The 23,952-nt window shown below is 63.2% G+C and carries 20 protein-coding genes; 6 read left to right on the top strand and 14 right to left on the bottom strand.

The features are described from left to right. Positions 1–147: 147 nt before the first annotated feature. From era to ACFVHU_RS01420, 4 genes are read right to left on the bottom strand one after another with little or no spacing between them, the layout of a single operon-like run. Positions 148–1,110 carry a GTPase Era gene (gene era / locus ACFVHU_RS01405; protein WP_105658337.1) on the bottom strand — a complete coding sequence of 321 codons (963 nt, stop codon included), beginning with the start codon at positions 1,108–1,110 and terminating at the stop codon, positions 148–150. Further along, positions 1,103–2,389, bottom strand: a complete 1,287-nt coding sequence (locus tag ACFVHU_RS01410) for a hemolysin family protein (protein ID WP_105658336.1) — start codon at positions 2,387–2,389, stop codon at positions 1,103–1,105. The genes era and ACFVHU_RS01410 overlap by 8 nt, the downstream gene beginning before the upstream one ends. Positions 2,390–2,393: 4 nt before the next feature. Then, positions 2,394–2,867 (bottom strand): rRNA maturation RNase YbeY, encoded by a 474-nt coding sequence (ybeY, locus tag ACFVHU_RS01415; RefSeq protein ID WP_105658335.1) that lies wholly within the window; start codon positions 2,865–2,867, stop codon positions 2,394–2,396. Next, positions 2,864–3,892, bottom strand: coding sequence for a PhoH family protein (locus ACFVHU_RS01420; protein WP_105658334.1), 1,029 nt, complete (start codon positions 3,890–3,892; stop codon positions 2,864–2,866). The genes ybeY and ACFVHU_RS01420 overlap by 4 nt, the downstream gene beginning before the upstream one ends. Positions 3,893–4,201: 309 nt before the next feature. Between ACFVHU_RS01420 and ACFVHU_RS01425 the strand changes: the two genes are divergently transcribed. Further along, a complete protein-coding gene (locus tag ACFVHU_RS01425; protein ID WP_105658333.1) occupies positions 4,202–5,113 on the top strand; it encodes a GerMN domain-containing protein in 912 nt (303 codons plus the stop codon). A gap of 331 nt (positions 5,114–5,444) precedes the next feature. Here ACFVHU_RS01425 and ACFVHU_RS01430 read toward each other — a convergent pair whose 3' ends face one another. The 3 genes from ACFVHU_RS01430 to hrcA all read right to left on the bottom strand — a co-directional run bounded on the left by ACFVHU_RS01430 (position 5,445) and on the right by hrcA (position 8,424). Continuing rightward, positions 5,445–6,218, bottom strand: coding sequence for a 16S rRNA (uracil(1498)-N(3))-methyltransferase (locus ACFVHU_RS01430; protein WP_388022058.1), 774 nt, complete (start codon positions 6,216–6,218; stop codon positions 5,445–5,447). Between the two features lie 2 nt (positions 6,219–6,220). Further along, positions 6,221–7,345 carry a molecular chaperone DnaJ gene (gene dnaJ / locus ACFVHU_RS01435; RefSeq protein ID WP_388022060.1) on the bottom strand — a complete coding sequence of 375 codons (1,125 nt, stop codon included), beginning with the start codon at positions 7,343–7,345 and terminating at the stop codon, positions 6,221–6,223. A gap of 65 nt (positions 7,346–7,410) precedes the next feature. Continuing rightward, positions 7,411–8,424: a heat-inducible transcriptional repressor HrcA gene (gene hrcA / locus ACFVHU_RS01440; RefSeq protein WP_332594744.1), complete on the bottom strand. Its 1,014-nt coding sequence runs from the start codon at positions 8,422–8,424 to the stop codon at positions 7,411–7,413. A 127-nt stretch (positions 8,425–8,551) separates the two neighbouring features. On the opposite strand from hrcA, the gene ACFVHU_RS01445 reads away from it, so the two are divergent. Then, positions 8,552–9,421 (top strand): DUF3097 domain-containing protein, encoded by an 870-nt coding sequence (locus tag ACFVHU_RS01445; RefSeq protein WP_105661288.1) that lies wholly within the window; start codon positions 8,552–8,554, stop codon positions 9,419–9,421. Between the two features lie 90 nt (positions 9,422–9,511). Continuing rightward, positions 9,512–9,913 carry a DUF4870 domain-containing protein gene (locus ACFVHU_RS01450; protein WP_105658328.1) on the top strand — a complete coding sequence of 134 codons (402 nt, stop codon included), beginning with the start codon at positions 9,512–9,514 and terminating at the stop codon, positions 9,911–9,913. Between the two features lie 16 nt (positions 9,914–9,929). Here the strand turns inward: ACFVHU_RS01450 and hemW are convergent, their stop codons facing one another. Together hemW and lepA are read right to left on the bottom strand one after the other, a co-directional pair. Then, positions 9,930–11,159, bottom strand: coding sequence for a radical SAM family heme chaperone HemW (hemW, locus tag ACFVHU_RS01455; RefSeq protein WP_388022063.1), 1,230 nt, complete (start codon positions 11,157–11,159; stop codon positions 9,930–9,932). Then, positions 11,160–13,007, bottom strand: coding sequence for a translation elongation factor 4 (lepA, locus tag ACFVHU_RS01460; RefSeq protein WP_105658326.1), 1,848 nt, complete (start codon positions 13,005–13,007; stop codon positions 11,160–11,162). A gap of 112 nt (positions 13,008–13,119) precedes the next feature. Between lepA and ACFVHU_RS01465 the strand changes: the two genes are divergently transcribed. Continuing rightward, positions 13,120–13,689 (top strand): type II toxin-antitoxin system PemK/MazF family toxin, encoded by a 570-nt coding sequence (locus ACFVHU_RS01465; protein ID WP_388022065.1) that lies wholly within the window; start codon positions 13,120–13,122, stop codon positions 13,687–13,689. A 170-nt stretch (positions 13,690–13,859) separates the two neighbouring features. Beyond that, the gene (gene rpsT, locus ACFVHU_RS01470; protein ID WP_105658324.1) at positions 13,860–14,120 is read left to right on the top strand and encodes a 30S ribosomal protein S20; all 261 of its coding nucleotides are present in this window, start codon (positions 13,860–13,862) and stop codon (positions 14,118–14,120) included. 175 nt (positions 14,121–14,295) lie between these two features. Here rpsT and holA read toward each other — a convergent pair whose 3' ends face one another. Genes holA through leuS form a run of 5 tightly spaced genes read right to left on the bottom strand, consistent with a single transcriptional unit; the run spans position 14,296 to position 21,687 of the window. Then, positions 14,296–15,288, bottom strand: coding sequence for a DNA polymerase III subunit delta (holA, locus tag ACFVHU_RS01475; protein WP_105658323.1), 993 nt, complete (start codon positions 15,286–15,288; stop codon positions 14,296–14,298). Positions 15,289–15,322: 34 nt separating this feature from the next. Next, on the bottom strand, positions 15,323–17,590 hold the full coding sequence (locus ACFVHU_RS01480; protein WP_388022068.1) for a ComEC/Rec2 family competence protein: 2,268 nt from the start codon (positions 17,588–17,590) through the stop codon (positions 15,323–15,325). Continuing rightward, the gene (locus ACFVHU_RS01485; protein WP_388022070.1) at positions 17,587–18,234 is read right to left on the bottom strand and encodes a helix-hairpin-helix domain-containing protein; all 648 of its coding nucleotides are present in this window, start codon (positions 18,232–18,234) and stop codon (positions 17,587–17,589) included. Before ACFVHU_RS01485 ends, ACFVHU_RS01480 begins: the two co-directional genes overlap by 4 nt. 15 nt (positions 18,235–18,249) lie before the next feature. Continuing rightward, complete coding sequence (locus tag ACFVHU_RS01490) at positions 18,250–19,188, bottom strand: DegV family protein (RefSeq protein WP_388022072.1); 939 nt, start codon at positions 19,186–19,188, stop codon at positions 18,250–18,252. Between the two features lie 9 nt (positions 19,189–19,197). Beyond that, a complete protein-coding gene (gene leuS, locus ACFVHU_RS01495; protein WP_388022074.1) occupies positions 19,198–21,687 on the bottom strand; it encodes a leucine--tRNA ligase in 2,490 nt (829 codons plus the stop codon). A 289-nt stretch (positions 21,688–21,976) separates the two neighbouring features. Between leuS and ACFVHU_RS01500 the strand changes: the two genes are divergently transcribed. Further along, positions 21,977–23,851 (top strand): hypothetical protein, encoded by a 1,875-nt coding sequence (locus tag ACFVHU_RS01500; protein WP_388022076.1) that lies wholly within the window; start codon positions 21,977–21,979, stop codon positions 23,849–23,851. Positions 23,852–23,952: the final 101 nt, after the last annotated feature.

Raw genomic sequence — 23,952 nt, forward strand, 5'->3', positions numbered from 1 at the left:
GGGCTGCGTCCCGGTGCTTCTCCCGCGGAAAGGCTGGCCCAGGAGATCCAGAGTGCGGGCCAAGCAGCCGATTAACCAGCTCGTCCCCCAAAACCGGTCTGGTCTTGAGGGACGAGCTACGCATTTTCCAGCGCTGGGGTGCGCAGCCTAGAAGCCGAGGCGTCCAAGCTGCTTCGGGTCGCGCTGCCAATCCTTGGCAACCTTCACGTGCAGGTCCAGGTAGACCTTGGTGCCCAGCAGCTTCTCGATGCCCTGGCGGGCGTTGGTGCCGACCTCGCGCAGGCGCGAACCGCCACGGCCAATGATGATGGCCTTCTGGCTGGAGCGCTCAACGAAGAGCGAGACGTGGATGTCGATCAGCGGATTGCTTTCGCTGCGTCCTTCGCGGGGAACCATCTCTTCGACGACGACGGCCAGCGAGTGCGGCAGTTCGTCGCGCACGCCTTCAAGGGCGGCTTCGCGAATCAGCTCGGAAACCATCTTGGCTTCCGGCTCGTCGGTCAGCTCGCCGTCCGGGTACAGCGGCGGGCCCACTGGCAGGTGCTCTGCCAGCACGTTGGCCACCTCTTCGACCTGGAATTCCTTGACAGCCGAGACCGGAACGATTGCGGCGAAGCCGTTCTCGCCGAAGTTCTGGGTACCCATTTCGGCCACCGCAACCAGCTGCTGCGCGAGCTGTTCGCGGTCCACCAGGTCAGCCTTGGTGACCAGGGCGATGATCGGCTTGCGCTGCAGCTGAGCCAGCTGCGTGGCGATGTAGCGGTCGCCCGGGCCGATCTTCTCATTGGCCGGGATGCAGAAGCCGATCGCGTCCACCTCGGAGAGGGTGTCGGCGACCAGGTCATTCAGGCGCTGGCCGAGCAAGGTGCGCGGACGGTGCAGGCCCGGGGTATCGACCAGGATCAACTGCGCATCCTCGCGGTGCACGATACCGCGGATAGTGTGGCGGGTAGTCTGCGGCTTGGCCGAGGTGATGGCCACCTTCTGGCCCACCAGCGCATTGGTCAGGGTCGACTTGCCGGCATTCGGGCGGCCTACGAAAGAGGTGAAGCCGGAGCGGAAGCCCTCAGGCCATCCGCTGGATGCAAGCAGGTTGTGGTTTTCACTCATGTGAGGAATCCTCGTCGTTCTCAATATGGTCGGATGCATCTGTTTCCAGACGCTCTACATGGATTTTGCCGATACGGTTGCGGCGGCCCGCGAGGGCTACCACGGTCAGGCGCAGGCCGTGCACTTCAGCGGTGGAACCGAGTACCGGCACCGATTCCAAGGCCTTGGAGAGCAGGCCGCCGACGGTGTCGACGTCCTCTTCCTCGATGTGCATGTCGAAGTGGTCGGCAATATCGTCAATGGATGCCGCCGCCACGGCGAAAATCGACCCGTCAGGGTTCTGGATCAATTCGGCCCTCGAACGATCATACTCGTCATCGATTTCGCCAACGATTTCCTCAAGCAGGTCTTCCAGGGTCACCAGGCCCGCGGTGCCGCCGTACTCGTCGATGACGATGGCCAGGTGGATGGATTCCTGCTGCAGTTCCTGCATCAGCTCTGCTGCCGACTTCGATTCGGGAACAAAGCGGACCTTTCGCGCCAATTCGGCCAGGGTCCGGGCCTGCTGCAGACCGTGGATCTCGCGGATCAGGTCCTTGAGGTAGATGATGCCCTGGATATCATCGGTGTCCTCGCCGATCAGCGGGATGCGGGAGAAGCCCGAGGCGATGAACAGGTCCATGGCGCTGTGGAAGGAATGATCCGCATCCAGCACCACCATGTCGGTGCGCGGCACCATCACCGAACGAACGCTGGTCTCCTCCAAGTCGATTACCGAGGAGATCAGTTCGGCCGATTCCTCATCCAGGTCCTCGCCTTCGGAGGCGCGATCCACCAGATCACGCAGTCGTTCCTTGCCCAGGTAGCCGTCGCCATCCACGCCGCCGGGGCTCAGCGCCTTGGCGATGGATGCCAACCACGTGGTGATGGGTCCGAGCACCAGGCGCAGGAAGCGGACCAGGGTGGCGGTGGACTGCACGACGTTCTGGGCGTTGGAACGCCCGTAGCGACGTGGCGACACGCTGACCAGGACGAATCCCAAGGCGGCCATCGCAATAGTGGAGATCATGCCGATCAGCCACACATTCTCGATCCACTGCGAAACGAGCAGGGCTACAGCGACAGCGGAAGCGGTCTCGAACCAGATCCGCCAGAACTTCACTGCCTGGGCGTGGGTTTCTGTTTCATCCAGAATTGCGGACAGCGATTTGGAATTGGACTCGGCGCGCAGGCGTTCAGCAGCGTGCCGGGATAATGCGTAGAAGGCTGAGTCTGCGGCAGTCAGCACGGCCGAGAAGGCCATGAAAACAAGGGCGAGAATCAGCAAAATTATTTCCACGGGGTTATTCCACCGTTTCCTTTGGCGCGGGGCGGCCGGTGTAGCTCTCTAGCAGCTGGCGCTGCAGCGCAAACATCTCTTCCTTTTCTGCTGGCTCCATGTGGTCGAAACCCATGAGGTGCAGCAGGCCGTGGGTGGTCAGCAACAGGATTTCATCGTGGGTGCTGTGGCCCCCGGCCTTGGCCTGCGCTTCGGCGACGGCAGGGCAGATGACGATGTCGCCAAGGATGCCGCTCTCCCCCGGCGCACCGGCAGTTCCTGGGCGCAGCTCATCCATCGGGAAGCTCATCACATCGGTGGGGCCTTCGAGGTCCATCCACTCGACGTGCAGGGCGCTCATGGCATCCTCGTCGATGAAAACGATCGATACTTCGGTTTCCGGATGCAGGAACATTGCCCGCATCACCGATTCTGCCAAGGCGTTGACATCCTTGAGATCGACGTCGTATTCGGTTTCGTTATTTACTTCAATGCTCATTTGCTGCGGCGTCCCCGGTTGTGGTCTTTGCGTCGGGTGTCATCCCAACGGTCGTAAGCAGTAACGATGTCGGCAATCAGACGGTGGCGAACCACATCCGAAGAGTCGAGTCGGCAGATGCTGATGTCGTCGATGCCTTCAAGGACATCGCTGGCCATGCGCAACCCGGAGGTCGCATTGTTGGGCAGATCCACCTGGGTGACATCCCCCGTCACTACCATCTTGGAACCGAATCCCAGGCGGGTCAGGAACATCTTCATCTGTTCACTGGTGGTGTTCTGCGCTTCATCCAGGATCACGAAGGCGTCATTGAGGGTGCGTCCACGCATATAGGCCAGCGGAGCGACCTCAATGGTTCCGGCTTCGAGCAATTGCGGAATGGTTTCCGGATTGATCATGTCGTGCAAGGCATCGTAGAGCGGGCGCAGGTACGGGTCGATCTTCTCGGTCAACGAGCCCGGCAGGAAGCCCAGCTTCTCCCCTGCCTCAACGGCAGGCCGGGTCAGGATGATGCGGTTGACCTGCTTGTCCTGCAAGGCGGCGACGGCCATGGCCATGGCCAGGAAGGTCTTGCCGGTACCGGCTGGGCCAATGCCGAAAGTAATTGTCGAATCCTCTATGGCGTCGACATAGCTCTTCTGGTTCACGGTCTTGGGGCGGATGGAACGTCCGCGCCCCGAGAGGATCTTCAGGCCCAGGACGTCGGTGGGTGCATCCGGATTGCCGGCGCTGAGCATCTTGATGATCTGCTCGATCGTTTCGGCGCTCATGCGCGAGCCGCGAGTAGCCAGCGAACGGGCTTCTTCGGTGACGCGCTGGGCCTTGCGAACTTGCTGCGGTTCACCTACCAGAGCCAGGGATTGGCCGTTGGGGCGGAAGCTCACCTGCGGGTAGGCGCCGGAGAGAATACGCAAGAGCTCGTCATTGGGACCGAGGGTGGCAATCATGAGCTCAGCTGTATCGAAACTGATGGTGAGCGATGCGGATCCGTTCTCCGCTGTCGCCTTATTCTGTTCAACCTGCATGCAGTGCGCGGCGCCCCTTTGCGAGCTTGGTGGTGATCGTGATTTGTCCTGCTTGCCATTCTATCGAGTCGCAGGCCAATCCGGAGAAAATTCAGGTCTCAGCGTAAGCAGTAGAACCTGAAAGTAGTCTTGAATGATGCTAATCGGGGCAAGTGGCGAACATATAGATTTGGTTACGGATTAGTAGGTTGGGCCATTTTTCTGCAGTTAGCCGCTTCTGATATGGCAAGCTTGAGAGCGGTTCCAATACGGCCAGGAGCCGCAACAGCTAAAATCACCACGGATTGGTACGCAGTGCAATCAAGGATCTTGCGGAAGATTCCACGCCGATTCGGCGTTTTGGGAATCACTGCCGCTCTCGTCGTCGCCGCAGGATGCGGTCTGACGAATCGCGAGAGCTCCTATGAGATGCCATCGACCGCCGTGGCTGAATCGCTGAACCTGCCGAACGCCACCGACGCTGGCGAGGATGTCGGCATCGCGGCTAGCCTGCCCATCTACTGGCTGGAAAACACCGATACCGGCGTGTTCCTGTACCGCGAGTACATCGAGGACACCCGCCATCAGGAACCCATCGGCGACGCGATCTGGACGCTGCTCTCAGCCGACCCGATGAAGCCGAAACGCTATACCCATTTGAAGCCCACCGATGAAATCGGGGTTTCAATCAATAATGCGAATGTCATCACCTTGGATCTGCCGGCCAAGGTCTTCAGCGCCAATCTCGACCAGGGCCTGTCGGAGCGCGCCATCCAGCAATTGGTCTTCACCGCTACGGCAGCTGCCGCCAGCGCTGGACTGGTCGTGGGCGAGCTTCCCGCAACGGTCCGCATCCTGGTTGATGGCCAGGCAAATGCCACAGTCTTCGACGGTTTCCGGCTCAAGGATGTCTACGAGCGCGATGCGGCGTTCATTGCACCGATCTGGATCATCGATCCGCAGTTCAACAAGACCTTGGCGGATGGCTCGATCAAGATTAACGGCCGAACCACCCAGTTCGACATCGGCACCTTCTACTCCTTGCAGCGCAAGGACGCCGACGGCAAGCTCACGGTGATGACCGCTCAGAAGCAGGTCAACCCCGGGCAGATCAATGCCGACGGTTCATTCACCCTGACCACCGATCTGCGTGCCGGCTCATACCGGCTGACTTTCTGGGGCGTTGAGACCGGATCGGACCATCTGGTCGGCAAGGTCACCAGCGACTTCCGCGTCGAGTAACGCAGCATCCAGCGCTGCAGCCCCCTGCCGGAAGTCCTGGACATGAACCTGGGCGCCCGTTGTCCGGGCCAGCTCCTGAACTGGTGGCGGCTGAGCATTCTTGGCCTGCTGGCAGGATTTCCAGTGCCGTTGCCTAGGACAGCGTCCTTATCCGATCGGCTGCCGCATTCGCGGATCTGACCCGCAGCGGCTTCGCGTTCCCCGTCCCGAGGCCTTTTCTCGGCTCGAACCCGTTGCGCCGGCCGGAGACGAAATTGCTCCGCAGATCCCGGCAGGCATATGCCTGCCGGGATCTGCGGAGCAATTCACCTGCTAACCGGAATTCTGGAATCTAGATTTCGCCGATCAAATGGCGGATCAAGACCAGGGCCGCGGGGCCTGCGGTCGAGGCACGCAGCACATGCTGGCCCAGCAGGGCTGGTTGGGCGCCGGCATCGACGAAGGACTGCAGCTCCGTTTCGGAGATGCCTCCTTCTGGCCCGACGATCATGATGACCTCCTGGCCGGCCCGCGCATCGGCGAGCCACGACTGCACATGCCGGGCCACCGAGTCCGCGGCCTGCTCGTGCAGAACCAGAACCAGCGCGCCATTTGCGGAATCGGCCGCGATGGCCTTGGCCAGTTCCTTGGAACCCAGCGGGTCCAGCACCTCCGGCTCATAGGCGCGGCGCGACTGCTTCTGCGCCGAGCGCACCTGGGCGCGCCACTTGGCCATGGCCTTGTCGACCTTGGCCGCGTTCCAGCGCACGATCGAGCGGTCGGCCTGCCAGGGGCGTACCGACAGCACGCCCAGTTCCACGCCGGACTCGACAGCTTGCAGGTCGCGATCCCCCTTGGACAGCGCCTGGACCAGGGTGACCGGGTGATCGCTGACAGCTTCCTCGGCACGGCGCAGGACCTTCACGCTCAGCAGGTCCTTGGCGGTGCCGATGACCTCCACAGTCAGGCGCAGCCCCTTGCCATCCAGCAGGTCCAGGTGCTCGCCCGCGGAGACCCGTTTAACGGTGACCGCGTGGTGCGCTTCGGAGCCATCCAGTTCAAGAATGTCCCCGACCGATGCGTCCCGGCCCTGCTGGGCGTCGATGACGAAGCTGTGGTTGCTCATGCCTAGCGCTGGTTCAGCTTGTCGCGCAGGCGGGAGAACATGCCGCCGCTGTGCTCCACGCGGCCGGCGGAGAGTTCTTCGCCACGCAGCTTGGCCAGCTGCTCGAGCAAATCGCGCTGGGCAGCGTCGAGCTTGGTCGGGGTCTCCACCTGCAGGTGCACGGTGATGTCCCCGCGCTTGCCTCCGCGCAGGCGCGGCACACCGAGGCCCGGCAGGGTGACGGTGTCGCCATCCTGGGCGCCTGGCTCCACATTGATGGACTGGCCGCCGTCGAAGGTTTCCAGCTTCAGCTCGCAACCCAGTGCGGCGGCGGTCATTGGCAGGCTCATCTTGGCGTGCAGGTCGGTGCCGGCGCGCTCGAAGACCTTATGGCGGCGCACGTCGATCTCGACGAACAGGTTGCCGTTAGGCCCGCCGCCCGGGCCGGCTTCGCCCTGTCCGCGCAGCTGGATGCGGGTGCCGGAGTCGACACCTGCAGGAACGTTCAGCGACTTGGACACATGCTCGCGCACCCGGCCTTCGCCGTTGCACTCCAGGCAGGGGTCCGGGATGGTGGTGCCGAAACCGCGGCAGGCCGCACAGGTTTCCACGGTCATCATCTGGCCCAGGAATGAACGCACTGGACGCTGGACCTGGCCTGCGCCATGGCAGATATCGCAGGTGACCGGGCTGGTGCCTTCGCGCGTGCACGAACCGTTGCACGTTTTGCAGGTGACAGCTGTTTCCATCTCCAGCGGGTAGACCGTGCCCTTGACCGCGTCTTCCAGGTCGATGGTGATGGTGATCAGCGCGTCGCGCCCTGGCTGGGTGCGTGATGCCGGGCCCTGGGCCTGGCCGCCACCGAAGAACTGCTCGAAGATGTCGCCGAAGCCGCCAAAGCCCTGGCCGCCACCGCCGAAGCCCGGGTGGCCGTTGCCGTTCTCATCGCCGGTGGCGTCGTAGTTGGAGCGTTTGGTCTGGTCGGAAAGGACTTCGTAGGCTCGGGTGACCAGCTTGAACTGTTCTGCAGCGTCATCGCTAGGGTTTACATCCGGGTGCAGCTTACGCGCCAACTTGCGGTAGGCACTCTTGATTTCCTGCGGGGTCGCGTCCTTGGCGACGCCTAGGGTCTCGTAATGCGAGCTCACGTTATTCGCCGTGTCCTTTCCTGAGAATCTTGAAATTCGGTAGTGCCGGGCGGTGCCCAGCGAGGCTAGTTAGCCAAAATCTTCGACAGGTACCGTGCCACCGCACGAACCGAGGCCATGGAGGTTGGATAGTTCATCCGGGTGGGGCCCAGGACCCCGAGCTTGTTGCGCAGATCGGTGCCGTAAGTGGTGGCGACCACGGCGGCTTCCGACAGCTGCCCGTAGTGGTGCTCGGTGCCGATGGCCACGGCCACGCCGCGCGAATCGGCTTCCAGCTCGGAGAAGAGCTTGAGCAGCACTACCTGCTCCTCGAGCGCCTCGAGCACCGGGGTTATGCTCAGCGGGAAGTCCCCTTCCACGCGGGCGAGGTTCGCGGTGCCTGCCATGATGATGCGCTGCGCGTTGGCCGCCTGGGCCATTTCTTCCAGCGCACCGATCACCTGGTCCACCAGGGGGTCGGCCTGCTGCGTCGAACTGCGCTCGATGCGGGTGAGCCGTCCGGCAAGTTCGGCAAGCTTCACTCCCCCGAAATTGTTGAGCAGCCACAGCTTCAGGTCGTCCAGCTCATCATCGCTGTAGGAACGCTGGACCGGCATCATGCGCTGATCCACCGTGCCATTGGAAGCGATCATCACCATCAGCACCTGGGCCGAGCCCAGTCCGACCAGATCGAGGTTCTTCAACGAAGCGGTGTCGTAGTGCGGCACCTGGATCATTGCTACCTGGTTGGTCAACCGCGCCAGGAGGCGAACGGTGCTCTTGAGCATCTCGTCCAGGTCCGTGGAGCTGTCCAGGATCTTGTTGATGGCGTCGCGTTCAGCCCGCGACAGCGGCTTGAGCTCGCCGATCTCATCGACGAAGCGGCGGTATCCCTTTTCGGTGGGGATCCGTCCGGAGGAAGTATGCGGAGCGACTATGAGCCCCTCTTCTTCCAGCATAGCCATGTCATTGCGGATCGTCGCGGCGCTGACACCGAGGTTGTGCCGGTCGAGGAGCGCTTTGGAACCCACTGGCTCACGGGATTGGACGTAGTCCTCCACGATGGCACGCAGAACGTCTAGGCGTCGCGGCTCTGTCACAACAGCACCTCCTTGGATTCCCTGTGCCCGGCTTTGGCACTCTAACCTGTCAAGTGCCAAGTCTAATACGTTCAGCAGTTGCTAGCATTGGATTTCGAGCGTATTCGATCACAGCGAAAGGCAGTACGTGACTAATTACTCCTGGGGACCACGGGATCTGAGTGCACCGGCACCGAAAAAACTCCGCCAGGTCCCTGTTGAACGTGGCATGATTCTGGAAGATGCCACCTCAGGATGGGTAGGAGAAGTCATCCGTACCGAGAAATCCGGTGGCATGCGCGTGATCGTGCTCGAGGACCGACACGGCAAGACCCGCTCCTTCCAGGCGGGCTTCGGGTTCTTCCTCGAAGGCGAAGCGGTGGAGATCATTGATCCCGTTGCCAAGGCCGCACCGCCCCAGAAGCTGGTCTCGGCTTCGGGTTCGCGTGCCGTTGCCGGACTGAAGGCCCGGGAAGCCAGGGCAAGCCGCATCTGGGTAGAAGGCAAGCACGACGCTGAGCTGGTTGAAAAAGTTTGGGGCCACGACCTGCGTGTTGAAGGCATCGTCGTTGAACCGCTGCATGGCGTGGACGATCTTGCCGGGGCTATCCGCGACTTCGCCCCCTCCGCGCAGCGCCGCCTGGGAATCCTGGTTGACCACCTGGTTGCCGGAAGCAAGGAATCGCGCATCGTTGCCGAGGCGATGAAGGTCCCCGGTGCAGCGCAAAACGTGCTGATCCTCGGCCACCCGTACGTGGATGTATGGCAGGCGATCAAGCCTGCGACACTGGGCATCAAGGCTTGGCCGGTGATCCCCAAGGGCACCGATTGGAAAACCGGTGTGCTCCGGGCCTTTGGCTGGCCGCACTCCACCGCGGAAGACATCGGCATCGGATGGCAGCGGCTCTTGTCCACGGTGCAGCATTACGGGCAGCTTGAACCACAGCTCTTGGGCCGGATTGAAGAATTGATCGATTTTCTCACGACCGAAGATTACGGTTTCCTAACGATTGACTAATAGTTGGAGATTAGTCTGCGAATCTCCCCGTGCGCCCAGCCGCGGTCGCTATGATAAGAGGAACCACACTTAGCAAGACAAGGAAAAATAGTGACATCACGCCAGACGAAGCCATCGGAGAATTCCCGCTTCGAAGGTTCCAGGACCTCTGCGCTGCCGCTGACTCCTTCAGAAGATCGCCAGTGGGCAATGATGGCCCACTTCGGTGCCATCTTGGGTTGCGTTCCTTCGGCAATCGTCTTTGCCGTATTCCGGGACCGTGGCCCGTTCACTGCACAGGAATCGAAGGAAGCGTTCAATTTCACGTTCCCGCTGACCATTCTCGCCATCGTATTCAATGTGCTCATGGTCTTGCCGGTGATCGGTTGGCTTTTCGCAGTACTCGCCGTGGCCCTCTGGGTCTTCATGACGGTCTCGGGCGCCCTTGCTGCCATCCAGGCCAACAAGGGACGCCCTTACCGCTACCAATTCAATCTGCGGCTGATGAAGTAGCAGCGGTTTCCCAGTCTTAGAAATCGAGCAGTTCACGCACCACGAGGTCGGCCAGGAGCCGGCCTCGCTGCGTTAACACCAATGTGCCGGCGAACGCGGCCTTGGCATCAATCAGCTCGTCGGCGATCAAGCCGGCGACTTTCTTGCGTCCGGTTTCATCGAGCTCGCTAATCTTCATGCCCGAACCCAGCCGGGTCAACAGCATCGTGCGCTCAAGCTGCACGGCCTCGGCATCCGGGTATTCGCGGCCGTGGCCCGGGGAGATTCCAGCATCGATCCGTTGCTGATACGCGGCTGGATGCTTCACATTCCACCAGCGCAGCCCGCCAACATGGGAATGCGCGCCGGGGCCTGCGCCCCACCAGTCGCCGCCCTGCCAGTAAGCGATGTTGTGCTGGCAGGCATTCGCCGGGGTCTTCGCCCAGTTGCTGACCTCGTACCAGGAGAAACCGGCCGCGGCAAACATGTCGTCGGCCAACTGGTACTTTTCGGCATGGTCGTCATCATCGATGTTCGGTACCTCGCCACGGCGAATCTGGGCCGCCAGCTTGGTGCCTTCCTCGATGATCAGCGCATACGCCGAAATGTGATCAGGTTCGTAGCTCAACGCGGCTTCGATGCTGGTGCGCCAGTCTGCCAGGCTCTCCCCCGGAGTGCCATAAATCAGATCGACACTGACATCCAGGCCGGCCTCGCGCGCCCACGCAACGGCTTGCGGAACGCGCTTCGGATCATGGGTGCGCTCAAGCACCTTGAGCACGTGGGGCACCGCGGACTGCATGCCGAAGGACACGCGGGTGAACCCGCCGTCGGCCAGCTCCTGCAGGCTTTCGCGGGTCACCGAGTCCGGGTTGGCCTCCGTGGTGATTTCCGCGCCCGGCTTCAGGCCGAAGTCGTCGCGGATCCGGCCGAGCACCGCGACCAGGTCTCCGGCGGGCAGCAGCGTGGGAGTTCCGCCGCCGAAGAAGACGGTTTCAATTTCGCGGTGCGGTTGGCCCGAACGGTCCATCACCTCGCGGGCGAAGCTGATTTCCTTGCTGACGGTGGCAGCGTAGGTTGCTTGGCTGGAACCGGAGCCCAGCTCCGTGGCGGTGTACGTGTTGAAATCGCAGTAGCCGCAACGGACGGTGCAGAACGGAATATGCACATAAAAGGACATGGTCCGCCCCTGTGCCTCATGCGCGCATGAGGCAGGGAGTAGACCATCGGCCGGAGCCGGATCGCCGTCAGGCAGTACTGAAGGCATCTACTTCTTTTTCGGCTCGTCGGTGGACAGTGCGGCAATGAAGGCTTCCTGCGGAACCTCCACGCGGCCGACCATCTTCATGCGCTTCTTGCCTTCCTTCTGCTTTTCCAGCAGCTTGCGCTTGCGGCTGATATCGCCGCCATAGCACTTGGCAAGAACGTCCTTGCGGATTGCGCGGATGTTCTCACGGGCAATGATGCGCGAACCGATCGCGGCCTGGATTGGAACTTCGAACTGCTGGCGAGGAATCAGCTCACGCAGCTTCGAGGTCATCATGGTCCCGTAGTTGTAGGCCTTGTCGCGGTGCGTAATGGCGCTGAAAGCATCCACCTGCTCGCCCTGGAGCAGGATGTCGACCTTGACCAGATCTGCCACCTGCTCGCCGTCGGCCTTCCAGTCCAGCGAAGCATAGCCGCGGGTCTTGGACTTGAGGTGGTCGAAGAAGTCGAACACGATCTCAGCCAGCGGAAGGTGGTAGCGCATTTCGACACGGTCCTCGGAGAGGTAGTCCATGCCGCGCATGGTGCCGCGGCGGGTCTGGCACAGTTCCATGACCGAGCCGATGAATTCGCTTGGCGCCAGGATGGTGGCGGCAACCATTGGCTCGTGGACTTCCAGGATCTTGCCATCCGGGAATTCCGAGGGGTTGGTCACCGTAATCATCTGCTTGTCTTCGCCCATGACCTCGTACACCACGTTCGGCGCCGTGGAAATCAGGTCCAGATTGAATTCGGATTCCAGTCGCTGGCGGGTGATTTCCAGGTGCAGCAGGCCCAGGAAGCCCACGCGGAAGCCGAAGCCCAGGGCCACGGAGGTTTCCGGTTCGTAGGTCAGCGCAGCATCGTTGAGCTGCAGCTTATCCAGCGCATCACGCAGTACCGGGTAGTCGGTGCCGTCCATCGGGTACAGGCCGGAGAAGACCATTGGCTTGGCCTCTTCGTACCCGCCCAGGGACTCGGTGGCCGGCTTGTGGAAGTTGGTGACGGTATCGCCGACCTTGGACTGGCGCACGTCCTTGACACCGGTGATCAGGTAGCCCACTTCGCCAACGCCCAGGCCCTTGGTGGGCTCGGGGTTCGGCGAGGATACGCCGATTTCCAGCAGTTCGTGGGTGGTGCCGGTGGACATCATCTGGATCTTCTCGCGAGGAGACAGATTGCCATCGACAACTCGAACGTAGGTCACCACGCCACGGTAGGTGTCGTATACGGAGTCGAAGATCATTGCGCGAGCCGGAGCCTTGGCATCGCCGACAGGCGGCGGGAGCTGCTTGATGACCTCATCGAGCAGTGCTTCAACGCCTTCACCGGTCTTGCCCGAAACCTTCAGCACGTCTTCTGGCTCGCAACCGATCAGGTTGGCCAGCTCGGCAGCGTACTTTTCCGGCTGCGCGTTGGGCAGGTCGATCTTATTGAGCACAGGGATGATCGTCAGATCGCCCTCGATAGCCAAATAGAGGTTGGCCAGGGTCTGCGCCTCGATGCCCTGGGCGGCGTCAACTAGCAGGATCGCGCCTTCGCAGGCTGCCAGCGAACGCGAGACTTCGTAGGTGAAGTCGACGTGCCCGGGGGTATCGATCATGTTCAGTGCATAGGGGGTGCCATCTTCGGCTCCCCACGGCATGCGCACAGCCTGGGACTTGATGGTGATGCCGCGTTCGCGCTCGATGTCCATGCGGTCGAGGTACTGTGCCTTCATGTCGCGGGCAGCGACAACGCCGGTCAGTTGCAACATCCGGTCGGCCAGGGTCGACTTACCGTGGTCGATATGGGCAATGATGCAGAAGTTACGGATGAGCGACGGATCGGTCGCGGCAGGCACCGGAGCGGTGCGGGCCAATGGAGACACCTAAACAGACCTCACTAGCTGACTAAAAGACATAGTTGGATTAGCTTCCATTCTGTCATGATTTCCGCGTCTTCTCATATTTCGACAGCCTGAAACTGATAGTTTGTCGTCCATGGCACTGAATCCAGAGAAGATATTTAGCATCGTCATGCGCGCGCTGAAGGAAATCAGCAAGGTCCGCGCAAATTCGGCAAGCAAGCGCCCGGCCAGCAACCGCGGGGCCAGCGGGTCCCCGAGCACTGCCGGAAGCCGCTCTCGTGCCAACTCCATGCAGGATTCTCCAGCGGGTGCCGGCTACCCGGGTGATTACCGTGGGAAGATTCACTACGAGTACAACCCGGCGAAGGACGGCAACGCCGATCCGGGAGAAATTGTCTGGACTTGGGTTCCCTATGAAGAGGATTATTCGCAGGGCAAGGATCGCCCGGTGCTGATCGTCGGCCGTGATAGTGGCTGGCTGCTGGGGTTGATGCTCACCAGCAGGGACAAGAACAACACGGATCACCGCGACCGCAACTACATGGACATCGGTACCGGGGACTGGGACCGCGAGCGGCGTCCGAGCGAGGTCAAGCTCGATCGCATTATCCGAGTCGGCGAGCAAGCCGTCCGCCGCGAAGGCGCCATCCTGGATCGCGAACGCTTCTCAAATGTGGTGAACGCCCTAAACGAACGCGCATAAGCACTCGTTGTCAGGCTCCCTATCTGATAAAGTTAATCTTTGTGTGTTGCGCAGGTTGGGCAACACGCCCCCTTCGGGTCGCCATAGGTGCCCCACACCGCTCAGTCGATGGCCTGAAGGATGAACCCTCTACCGACCGTATAAAACGATAAACGAGAGAGTTTATTAAAGTGGCTAACATCAAGTCCCAGAAGAAGCGTATCCTGACCAACGAGAAGGCACGTCTGCGTAACGTAGCTGTCCGTTCCGAGGTCAAGACCGTGATCCGTAACGTCAACGAGGCAGTAGTCTCCGGTGACAAGGAAAAGGCAACCGAGGCACTGCGCCTGGCTGGCAAGAAGATCGACAAGGCTGTAAGCAAGGGTGTTCTGCACAAGAACAACGCTGCTAACCGCAAGTCGGCTATCGCCAAGAAGGTTAACGCCCTCTAAGCCGAGCTTAGACTTCATCAACTCCCCCGCACTCATCGAGTGCGGGGGTTTTGTTTTGCCCGGAACTGCTCATCGAAGCTTCCAGGCAGGCACGCGCTGATGGCTAGCCTTAATTAAAGAGCAGTGGGAGCGCGCACGAGTGCATCGTGCCCGCCCCCACCTGGAACCTCAGCGGCTAGCGTCCCGGAGCCTTGCCTGCAATGAACATGATGGCGTGTTCCAGCGCGTAGCCCGGTGAACGGCTGCCGCCCTTGACCATGCGGTCGGTATTCGCTATTTCTTCGACGCACAGGGCAAGATCGCTGCGTTTCCAGCCGCGAGCCTGCTGCTGCGCCTGCTGAACTTGCCACGGCGCCATCCCCAACTCGGATGCCAATGAAGCTGCGGGTTCATTCACGCCGGCGACCTTGGCGATCTGGCGGACTTTCATCGCCAAGGTGGCCACAATGGGAATCGGGTCGGTTCCAGTACCCAGCGCATGGCGCAAAGTGCGAAGCGCCATCTGGGCGTTGCCGGAAATTGCGGCATCGGCCACCTTGAACGCAGTTGCTTCAACCCGGCCGCCGTAGTACCTGTCGACCGTATCCTGGTCAATGGTTCCCGTGGTGTCGGCAATCAGCTGGGAGCAGCTCGATCCAAGCTCTGCCAGCGAGTTGCCTACCGCCGCTACGAGGGCTTTGACCGCGTCATTGGTAATCCGGCGCTTGGCGGCTTTGAATTCGGACTGGACGAAGTCGATCTTCTCGGAGTCCTTTTTCACCGGTTGGCAATTGACGATCAGGGCACCGGCAGCTTTGATTGCGTCAATCAGCTTCTTGCCGCGCGTACCACCCGAGTAATGCATGATGAGCACATTCTCGGGAGCCTGGTCTTTCAGGTAGGCCAGGGCGTCCTTGAGGAAGTACTCGTTCATGTGGGCCAGTTCGTGGACCTCGACCAGATTGGCGCTGGAAAACAGCGAAGAGCTGGTGGCCATGAGCAGCTCTCCTGGCTCGTACTTTGCCGCGTCAAGACGCGTGTGCTGGATATCGTCCCGCTGGGATGCCTGGGAACGCAGCAATTCGAAGGCGCGCGAAGCGAGGTAATCCTCTGAACCGGTCAACAGGATCAGTGGTTGCGGGCGCAGTTCCCGCCATGAGATACCCGGATTTGCTTGGGCGCGTGCCATCGAACTCCTTAGTGCATCGGTCGATATAACGATCCTACCGAACTGGCGTACCCAGGGCGGTACCCAGAACGCCCTGGCTGGTAAATGTGAGCAGTACGGTACCCGATTGGTCGGTGCGAATCACCGTCGCGCCGACCTGCTGCGCCATCTCCAGGGTTTCGGGGTGCGGATGGCCATAGGAATTATCCTTCCCGGCGGAGACCAGCAGGATCTGCGGACGGATCTGCTCGATGATTTCGGTTCCGCCGTTGCGTGCCCCATGGTGCGAGGCTTTCAGGATCGCTGCATGCCCTTGCGGATGCAGGCGCAGCAGGCGATCCATGGCTTCGGTTTCCATGTCCCCGGCCGTGAAGAGATCGATGGTCCCGGACCCGGTGGAAAAGCTGAACCGGATGACCAGCGACGTATCGTTCGGTTCGGCGTATTTCGCGAAGCGCGCCTCGGGGCCCACGACTTCGAAGCCCACCTCCCCTGCAGCCTGCCGCGTACCGGGCTCCAAGGCACGCGCACCTGGCCATAGTTCAAGGTCGAACCCGGTCGAGACCAGGCGTTCACCAATCTTTACGTGCGAATTCTCCAGCTCGCCCACGGCCCCGAAATGGTCGCTGTGGGTGTGCGTGATGAAGACCTTGCTCAAGTTGCTGATGCCCAGCCGCTCCAGGCACAGCAGCAACCCGCTCTCCGGTGGTCCGGTATCGATCAGCCAGCCCTCTGAATCCCCCAGATTGATGACGAAGGCGTCGCCCTGGCCCACATCGCACATGGCAATGCTCCACTGCGGGGCAAGATCTTCCCGGTAGAACAGCGTCGCAGGCAGAACGAGCGCTACGGCGAATACCATGATCGCTCCCAGCACGCTTAGGGACACCTGCCTGACCCGGAGCCTCTCGGTTTCCCGGCCCAGCACCAGCAGGGTGCACAGCACCAGGGAGAGCATCACTGCCAAGACGATTCCGGGTAGGCCCTCGGGCCACGGCCGGGCGGCACCGGGGAGCCCGGAAACGAAATGGGCCACCTGGCCAATGGCTTCTGCCGGCAGCCCCGGAACCCAGATCAGCACCGATTCCAGCGCTGGCCACGGCGTGCACAGCATCAGGCAGGCCATGCCGAGCGCAGTAATCAAAGGCAGCAACGGCGCGACCACGAGGTTCGCGGGCAGCGAGTACAGGCTGAAATCCGAATTCAACGCGATGACCACCGGCAGGCAGGTGAACTGCGCCGCGCAGCAAATGGCCGTCAGCTGCGCGAACCAGGCCGGGAATATGTGGAGAAGGATTTCGGTCAGGGCCGGGGCGAGCATGATGATTCCCAGGGTCGCCAGCATCGACAGGGCGAAGGCCGGTTCGGCACCCAGCGAGCGATCGATGGCCAGCAAGGCTGTTCCGCTCAGGCACAGTATTCCCAGGGAGCCTTGGCCACGGCCCAGCAGCACCGAGATGACCGCAATGCTGCCCATCAGGCTGGCGCGCAGGACACTGGGATCCGGCCCGGCAAACCAGGCGAAGAGCCCGACCACGCCAATCATCAAGATCGCGCTGGGTGCCCGTGGCACCGAAAACAGCCGGAACAGCACCAGCACAATGGCCCCGATCAGGGCAATGTTCGATCCGCTCACCGCTGTCAGGTGGCTCAACCCGCTGGATCTCATCGCCTCGCTCAACGCTTCGTCCTGTCCGGAACGATCGCCATAGAGCATGCCAGGCAGCAGTGCCTGGGCATTGTCCGGCAGGCCGCGCAGGCCCTGGGTGAACCGTTCCTTGAGGTAATCCGCGGCGGTAGGCTCAACCCAGGAGCTCACCTGCGGTTCACTGGCGGCATGCGCCCACCAATCGAAGGCGCCGGCAGCTGCTGCTTCCAAGTCGAGGATGGTCTCGAACTCGCCCGCAGTGGCCGGCACCCCGAAATCAATGGTGAGGAAGACCGGCACCCGGCATGGCACCCATTGGCCGTTGGCCCAGTACCGCTGGATTTCCGCCCGGCCGGCGGCAGCCCCCTGGCCTTGGGCGGTAGCCGGGTCCTCGAAGCGGACCACGGCGCGGCGCTGTTGCTCGCCGGCGCCCGGCAGCTGGCACTGGGGGTCGGTGAAGGCCAGGCTGCTGACGGCCACCACCCCCAGGAGCAGGATAATGGGACCGGTAAACCATGGCGCCGCGTAGGCGCGGTCGTGCCGGGGCCGCAATAGCAGGAACAGCAGGATAGCCATCAGCGCGGAAAGTGCCCAGAGCAACCAGGCCGGGAGGGTGAAATAGGCGGCGGTCCATGCGCCGCCCAGCAGCCACAGGCCGCGGAAATCGGTGTTCACGGGATCACCAGTTCGCTCAGCTGGCCCAGCAGCGCCGGACCGATGCCCGGTACCGCATCCAGCTCTTCCACGGAGCTGAACGGACCGTTCTCGGTGCGGAAGTCGATGATCCTGGCAGCCAATGCCGGCCCGATCCCCGGAAGCTCCTGCAGGGTCTGGGAATCGGCACTGTTGAGCGAAATCTTCCCGCCCGCCGCCGCGCTCGGTGCCGCGGCCGGTTCCGTGGCCGTTTCGGCTCCTGGAAGGACCACCTGCTGGCCGTCGACCAGTTTGGCCGCCAGGTTCACCATCTGCGCACGTGCGCCCTTGGCCAGCCCGCCGGCGGCGTCCACCGCGTCGGCAATCCGCGAATCCACGGGCAGCTGGTAGACGCCGGGCTTCTTCACCGCGCCGACCACGTGGACCGTGACCTCGGGTGCGGCCGGGCTCGGGGACTGGCGGTCCGCAGGCGCCGAAGCGGACGGGTCGGATACCAGCGGAACAGTTTCAAGCTCCTGGGCGACCGGCGGTGGCGCGAGCAGGATGGAGATCGCAATCCAGGCGAGCACCACGATGACCAGCACCAGCACGGCCACGCGCGAGATCGCGAATCTCAGGCGACCGGGACGTGGCGCGTACTTGCTGAAGAAGTCGTGGCGGCCCATGGGCCACAGTCTGGGCTATGGCGCCGGCGGCCGATCCAGGATCGACGCCGACTGTGGATAGCTGGGGGCGACGCACACGGCGATCACGCCCAGGCCGGTATGCGCGGCCAGCACCGCCGGAAGGGACTCGACCACGACCGGCATGGCGCTGAACGGCGCCAGTTCGGTGGCGATTTCCTCGGCCAGTTCCTCGGCGCCGAAATGCATCACCCCCAGCCGCACCTCGCCACTGGCGTCGCGGGCGTCGCGCAGGGCCAGGGCGACCAGCCGTGCGGTGGCGCGCGCGAAGGAGCGGGGCTTTTCCAGGGCGACGATCGAGCCCTCGGCGATCCCGAGGATCGGCTTGAAATTCAGCAAGCTGCCGACCACGGAGGACAGCGCGCTGATCCGGCCGCCGCGGCGCAGCTGCTCAAGGCTCGGCACCGCGAAGTACACGGTGTTGGCGGTGGCCGTGCCGGCGATCTGCTCGAGCATCTCCAGCGGGGCGCCGGCGGCGCGGGCGGCCAGCACATCGGCCACGGCAAATCCCTGGGGCAGGCACACGGTGCGCGAATCGACCACGGTGATCGGTGCCTCAAAGCTGCGGGCCGCCAAGCGGGCCGCCTCCACGGTGCCCGACAGCGCCCCGGACATGTGGATCGAGATGATCGACTCGCAGCCGGCGTCGAGCAGCTGCCGGTAGGCGCGTTCGAACTCGCCTGGCGCCGGGCGCGAGGTTTTCACCGCCTTGCCCATGGCCAGGCCCATCATCAGCGCCTGCAGGTCTTCGCCGTGCACATGGTTGTCCACGATGATCGGGATCGGCACTTCGATGAAATCCGGATGCGGCCCGAAATGCCCGGGCAGGCAGGACGCCGAATCGGAGACGACCCCGATGCGGGTACGCGAAAGCCCGCGCGGGGCCAGCCACTTGGGCAGCCAGCCCGCGCGCGAGCTTTTCTGGCGTTCAGTCATGAGCCGAGCTTACGGGGCGGGAACCACGTTCACGAGCTTCGGCGCACGCACGATGACCTTCAGCGGCTCCTTGCCATCGAGCATCCGGATCACCGACTCGTGGGCCAGGGCCTGGGCGCGCAGCTGCTCCTCGGTGATGTCCACCGGAACCTCCAGGCGGGCACGGACCTTGCCCTTGATCTGCACCACCGCGGTGATGGTGTCATCGACCAGCAGCGACTCGTCCACTTCCGGCCAGGCGCTGGTGACCACGGAGGGCGCATAGCCCAGCGCTTCCCACATGTCCTCTGCGGTGTACGGGGCGAACATGCTCAGCAGCTGGGCGGTCACCGTGGCGGCTTCGCGCACGGCCGGGTCCGCTGCCCCGGCACCGGAGTCGATGGTCTTGCGGGTCGCGTTGACCAGCTCCATGGTCTTGGCGATGACCACGTTGAACTTGCCCGAATCCAGCAGCGCGGCGGATTCGTGCACGGTGCGGTGGGTGACCTGGCGCAGCGCCTTGTCCCCTGACGCGTAGTCCACGCCGGCCTCGCTGGTGGTGTCCTGGGCGATGCGCCAGGCGCGGGCCAGGAACTTCTGCGAGCCCGATGGGGAGACATCGGCCCAGTCCACGTCGTCCTCCGGCGGGGAGGCGAAGACCATGGTCAGGCGCACCGCGTCGACGCCGAACTTGTCCAGCTGCTCGCCCAAATCCACGCCGTTGCCCAGCGACTTGCTCATCGCCTTGCCGCCGTTCAGGACCTGGCCCTGGTTCAGCAGCGCGGAGAACGGCTCGGTCGCGTCAATCAGGCCCAGGTCGTGGATGACCTTGGTGAAGAAGCGCGAGTACAGCAGGTGCAGGATCGCATGCTCGACCCCGCCGACGTACTGGCCTACCGGCATCCAGTCGCGCACGGCCTTCGGGTCGAAAGGGCCCTGCGTGTACTGCGGGGAGACGAAGCGCAGGAAGTACCAGGAGGAATCCACGAAGGTGTCCATGGTGTCGGTGTCGCGCTTGGCGGCGCCGCCGCACTGCGGGCAGGCCACGTTGACCCATTCCTCGGCGGCGGCCAGCGGGGAGGTGCCCTTCGGGGCCAGTTGCTCGCCGCGCAGGTTATCGGGCAGGCGCACCGGCAGCTGGTCGTCGGGAACCGGGACCTCGCCGCAATCGGCGCAGTGGATGATCGGGATCGGGGTGCCCCAGAAGCGCTGGCGGGACAGCAGCCAGTCGCGCAGGCGGAAGTTGATGGTGTGCTTGCCGGTGCCGGCAGCTTCCACGATCTCAATGGCCTTGGCGATCGCCTCGGTCTTCTCCAAACCGGACAGCTGCCCCGAATTGACCAGCTGGCCTTCGCCCGCGGTGGCGGTGCCGGTTTCGTTCGGGTCTTCCAGACCGGTTTCGACGACCACGCGTACTGGCAGGTCAAAGGCCTTGGCGAAGTCCAGGTCGCGCTGGTCGTGCGCAGGCACAGCCATGATGGCTCCGGTGCCGTAGTCGGCCAGCACGTAGTCCGCCGCCCAGACCGGCAGCTTCTCCCCGGAGAGCGGGTTGATCGCGTAGCGGCCGGTGAATACGCCGGTCTTCTCGCGTTCGCTGGACTGGCGCTCGATCTCGGACAGGGCCTTGACCTGCTCCTGGTATTCCTCCAAGGCGGCGCGGTGCTCATCGGTGACCAGTTCGCCAGCCAGCTGCGCGTCGGCGGCGACCACCATGAAGGTAGCACCGTACAGGGTGTCCGGGCGGGTGGTGAAGACCGGGATCTGCAGCGCAGGCTTGTCCTCGTGCGCTTCGATCCCGAAGGTGACCTCGGCGCCTTCGGAACGGCCGATCCAGTTCTTCTGCATCAGCAGCACGCGCTCAGGCCAATGGCCCTTGAGCTGCTCCATGTCCTCAAGCAGGCGGTCAGCGTATTCGGTGATCTTGAAGTACCACTGGTTCAGCGACTTCTTGGTCACCGCAGTGCCGCAACGCTCGCAAGCGCCATTGACGACCTGCTCGTTGGCCAGCACGGTCTGGTCCTTCGGGCACCAGTTCACCGGGTGGTCCTTGCGGTAGGCCAGGCCCTTCTCGTAGAACTTGTTGAACAGCCACTGGGTCCAGCGGTAGTACTCCGGATCCGAGGTGTGCAAGCGGCGATCCCAATCGGCGGAGATCGCGTAGCGCTTGAAGCTGGCGGCCTGGGTATCGATGTTCTTGTAAGTCCACTCGGCAGGGTGGGCATTGCGCTTGATCGCGGCATTCTCTGCGGGCAGGCCGAAGGAGTCCCAGCCGATCGGGTGCATCACGTCATAGCCGCGCAAGCGCCAGTAGCGCGCGACCACATCGCCCATGGCGAAGGCCTCGGCGTGGCCCATGTGCAGATCGCCCGATGGGTAGGGGAACATGTCCAGCACATAGCGGCGTTCGCGGCTGCCATCATCGGCGGGCTTGAACACCTGTAGTTCGTCCCACACCGGAAGCCACTTGGACTCGATGTCCTTGAAGTCGTAGGTCCTGGGTTCGTTCGTCGATGATGTCACGCTGCTCTTCTCACACGCTTTGCGGAAAATTTCCGATAGGAAAAACTTATTCTTGGTTCCAGACACAACAAAAGCCCCCAAATTTCCACTCGGGGGTACGGCCAACGGGCCGTGCTCAGGCTAGGTTGCGCTTCGGATTCATATCGCGATTCTATCGCATATCCCCTGCCCACGCGCGCATCGATGAAGCGCAAGATTGCACACAGCGGCAAACGCGGCGCCACCGCAGTTATCCACATCCCGCAGCTGCCCGCAGGGGCAGGAGCTTCCAGCGCCCGATCATGGAGCCATGAACGCGCCAGCCCTGATCGCCGCATTGCGCACCGCATGCCAGGCCCCGATGCACCTCGGACCGGCCTTGTCCGGTGCCATGGTGCTGCGCCTTGGCTACCTGTGCCTGGCCCTGTATGCCGCGCTGGGCAAGCTGGTGCGCGATGCGAGCGACCCGCGCCTGGTCCTGGCGCATCTGCAGCTCACCGAAAGGTTCGCCCAGCAAGTCCATTGCGAGCAACACGCCGGCGCACTGCATGCCGAGGCCACCGGCGCCCGGGCGCTGGCACTGGACAGCTACGCGGCCCTGCGTTTGCCTGCGGATGACCCCGACGCCATCACCGACGGGCTCTTTGCCGGGGAACCGGACCTTGCCCCGGGGCGCTGCTGCTACAAGGACACCGCCCAGCTGCTGGCCGCATGGCTGGGCATCAGCTACTTCGAAGCCCAACGGCGCATTGCCGACGCGCACCTGCTCATTGGCCGGCGCACCCCCGATGGCGGCATCTGCGCGCCGCGTTTCGAGCATCTGGCCGAACTCTACGGGCAGGGCGCTGCCAACCGCCGGGCCATCGCTTCCGCCGCGCGGCGCCTTGAACGGCTCGAACCGCAGGACACCATCTTTGACGGCGTGCCCGTGCCGTTGCTGGCCCATGGCACCGATGGCCGCAGCCTGGACCAAGCCGCGGCCCACTCCCTGCGGGAGCTGGGCCCCGCCGCCGCGCAGAAGCAGATCAGCACCTCAATCAGGACCTACAAAGAACTGCACGGCAAGGAGCTGCCTCCCAAGCTCGGCATGTTCATCGGCCCGGTGAAAAACGGCGTGCATTTCTTCTCGCTGCGCACCGATGCCACCGACGCGCAACTGGTTCATTCGGTACTCACGCAGGCCGGCAACCCACGAACCAAGGCCGGCCGGGCCGATCGCGATCCCCAGCAGCAGCGCCCGGCAGGTTCGGGATCCAGCGCCAGCGGCGGCCCGCGAGAGGGCCAGGACTCCCAAGCGGACCAGGAGTCCACGGCAGGCCAGAACGCTGGCAACGGAAGTGGAGCCGCACCCGAGCCGCCGTCGTGGCTGCGCAGCGATCAGCCCATGCCGCCGTGGGCCGAAGAGGAACCAGAAGCTCACGATGGCCAGAACCCGGACGGCGGCCGCACCGCAAAGCAGGCAGAGGCCCAAGGCGAACCGCAAGACGGGGCGCAAGACGAGCCGCACCTGCAGGACTCCCCCGCCGGGCAGCCCGATGTGCATCGTCGCCGGCTCAACGCGTTCATGGCGCTGTTGCGCGCACCATTTGCTGGCGGCGATCGAAAAGTCGTCATCCCGAAGTTCGTGGTCTACCTGTGGCTCGCGGATCTGCAGAACCTGGCGGACGCGCACGGCATGACCGCAAATGGCATCGACATCCCGCCCGGAGAACTCCGGCAGCTGCTCGCCAGGGCGAACATCATCCCGATGGTCCTCGGCGGCAACAGCCAAGTGCTGGATATGGGGCGCAAGATGCGCTACCACAAAGGCCGGATCCGCGAAGCGATCATGGCCCGGGATCGCGGCTGCATCGTGCCCGACTGCACCGCGCCGCCGGATCATGTCGAAACCGACCACTACCAGAAGCCCTGGTCCGAAGGCGGCGAAACCAGTGTCTGGTCCGGGGCGGGAATGTGCACGTCCGATCACCACAAGCGCCATGCCGGACAGCTCGAGGTCGTCGATGTCGATGGGCTGCCGCACGTGGTCATGCCTGCACATGTCGATCCGGAGCAAAAGCCCCGCCGCAATACCTATTGGGACGCCCGGCAAGCCGGCGAGTCCCCCGCGCGCCGCAGACCCGCCGCGCAGGAAACCGCGCGTCCAGGCCAGGAGGACACCATTGAGGCCGCATCGGGCGATTGAGGCGATTGAGCTGCCCCGCGGGTTAAACCGGCAACGCCCGAACCACCCATCCGGGTGATTCGGGCGTTGCCGGTTGCGGCCGGCTCGGAACCGGCCAAGCC

The organism is Glutamicibacter sp. NPDC127525 (assembly GCF_042672105.1).
Lineage (GTDB): Bacteria > Actinomycetota > Actinomycetes > Actinomycetales > Micrococcaceae > Glutamicibacter.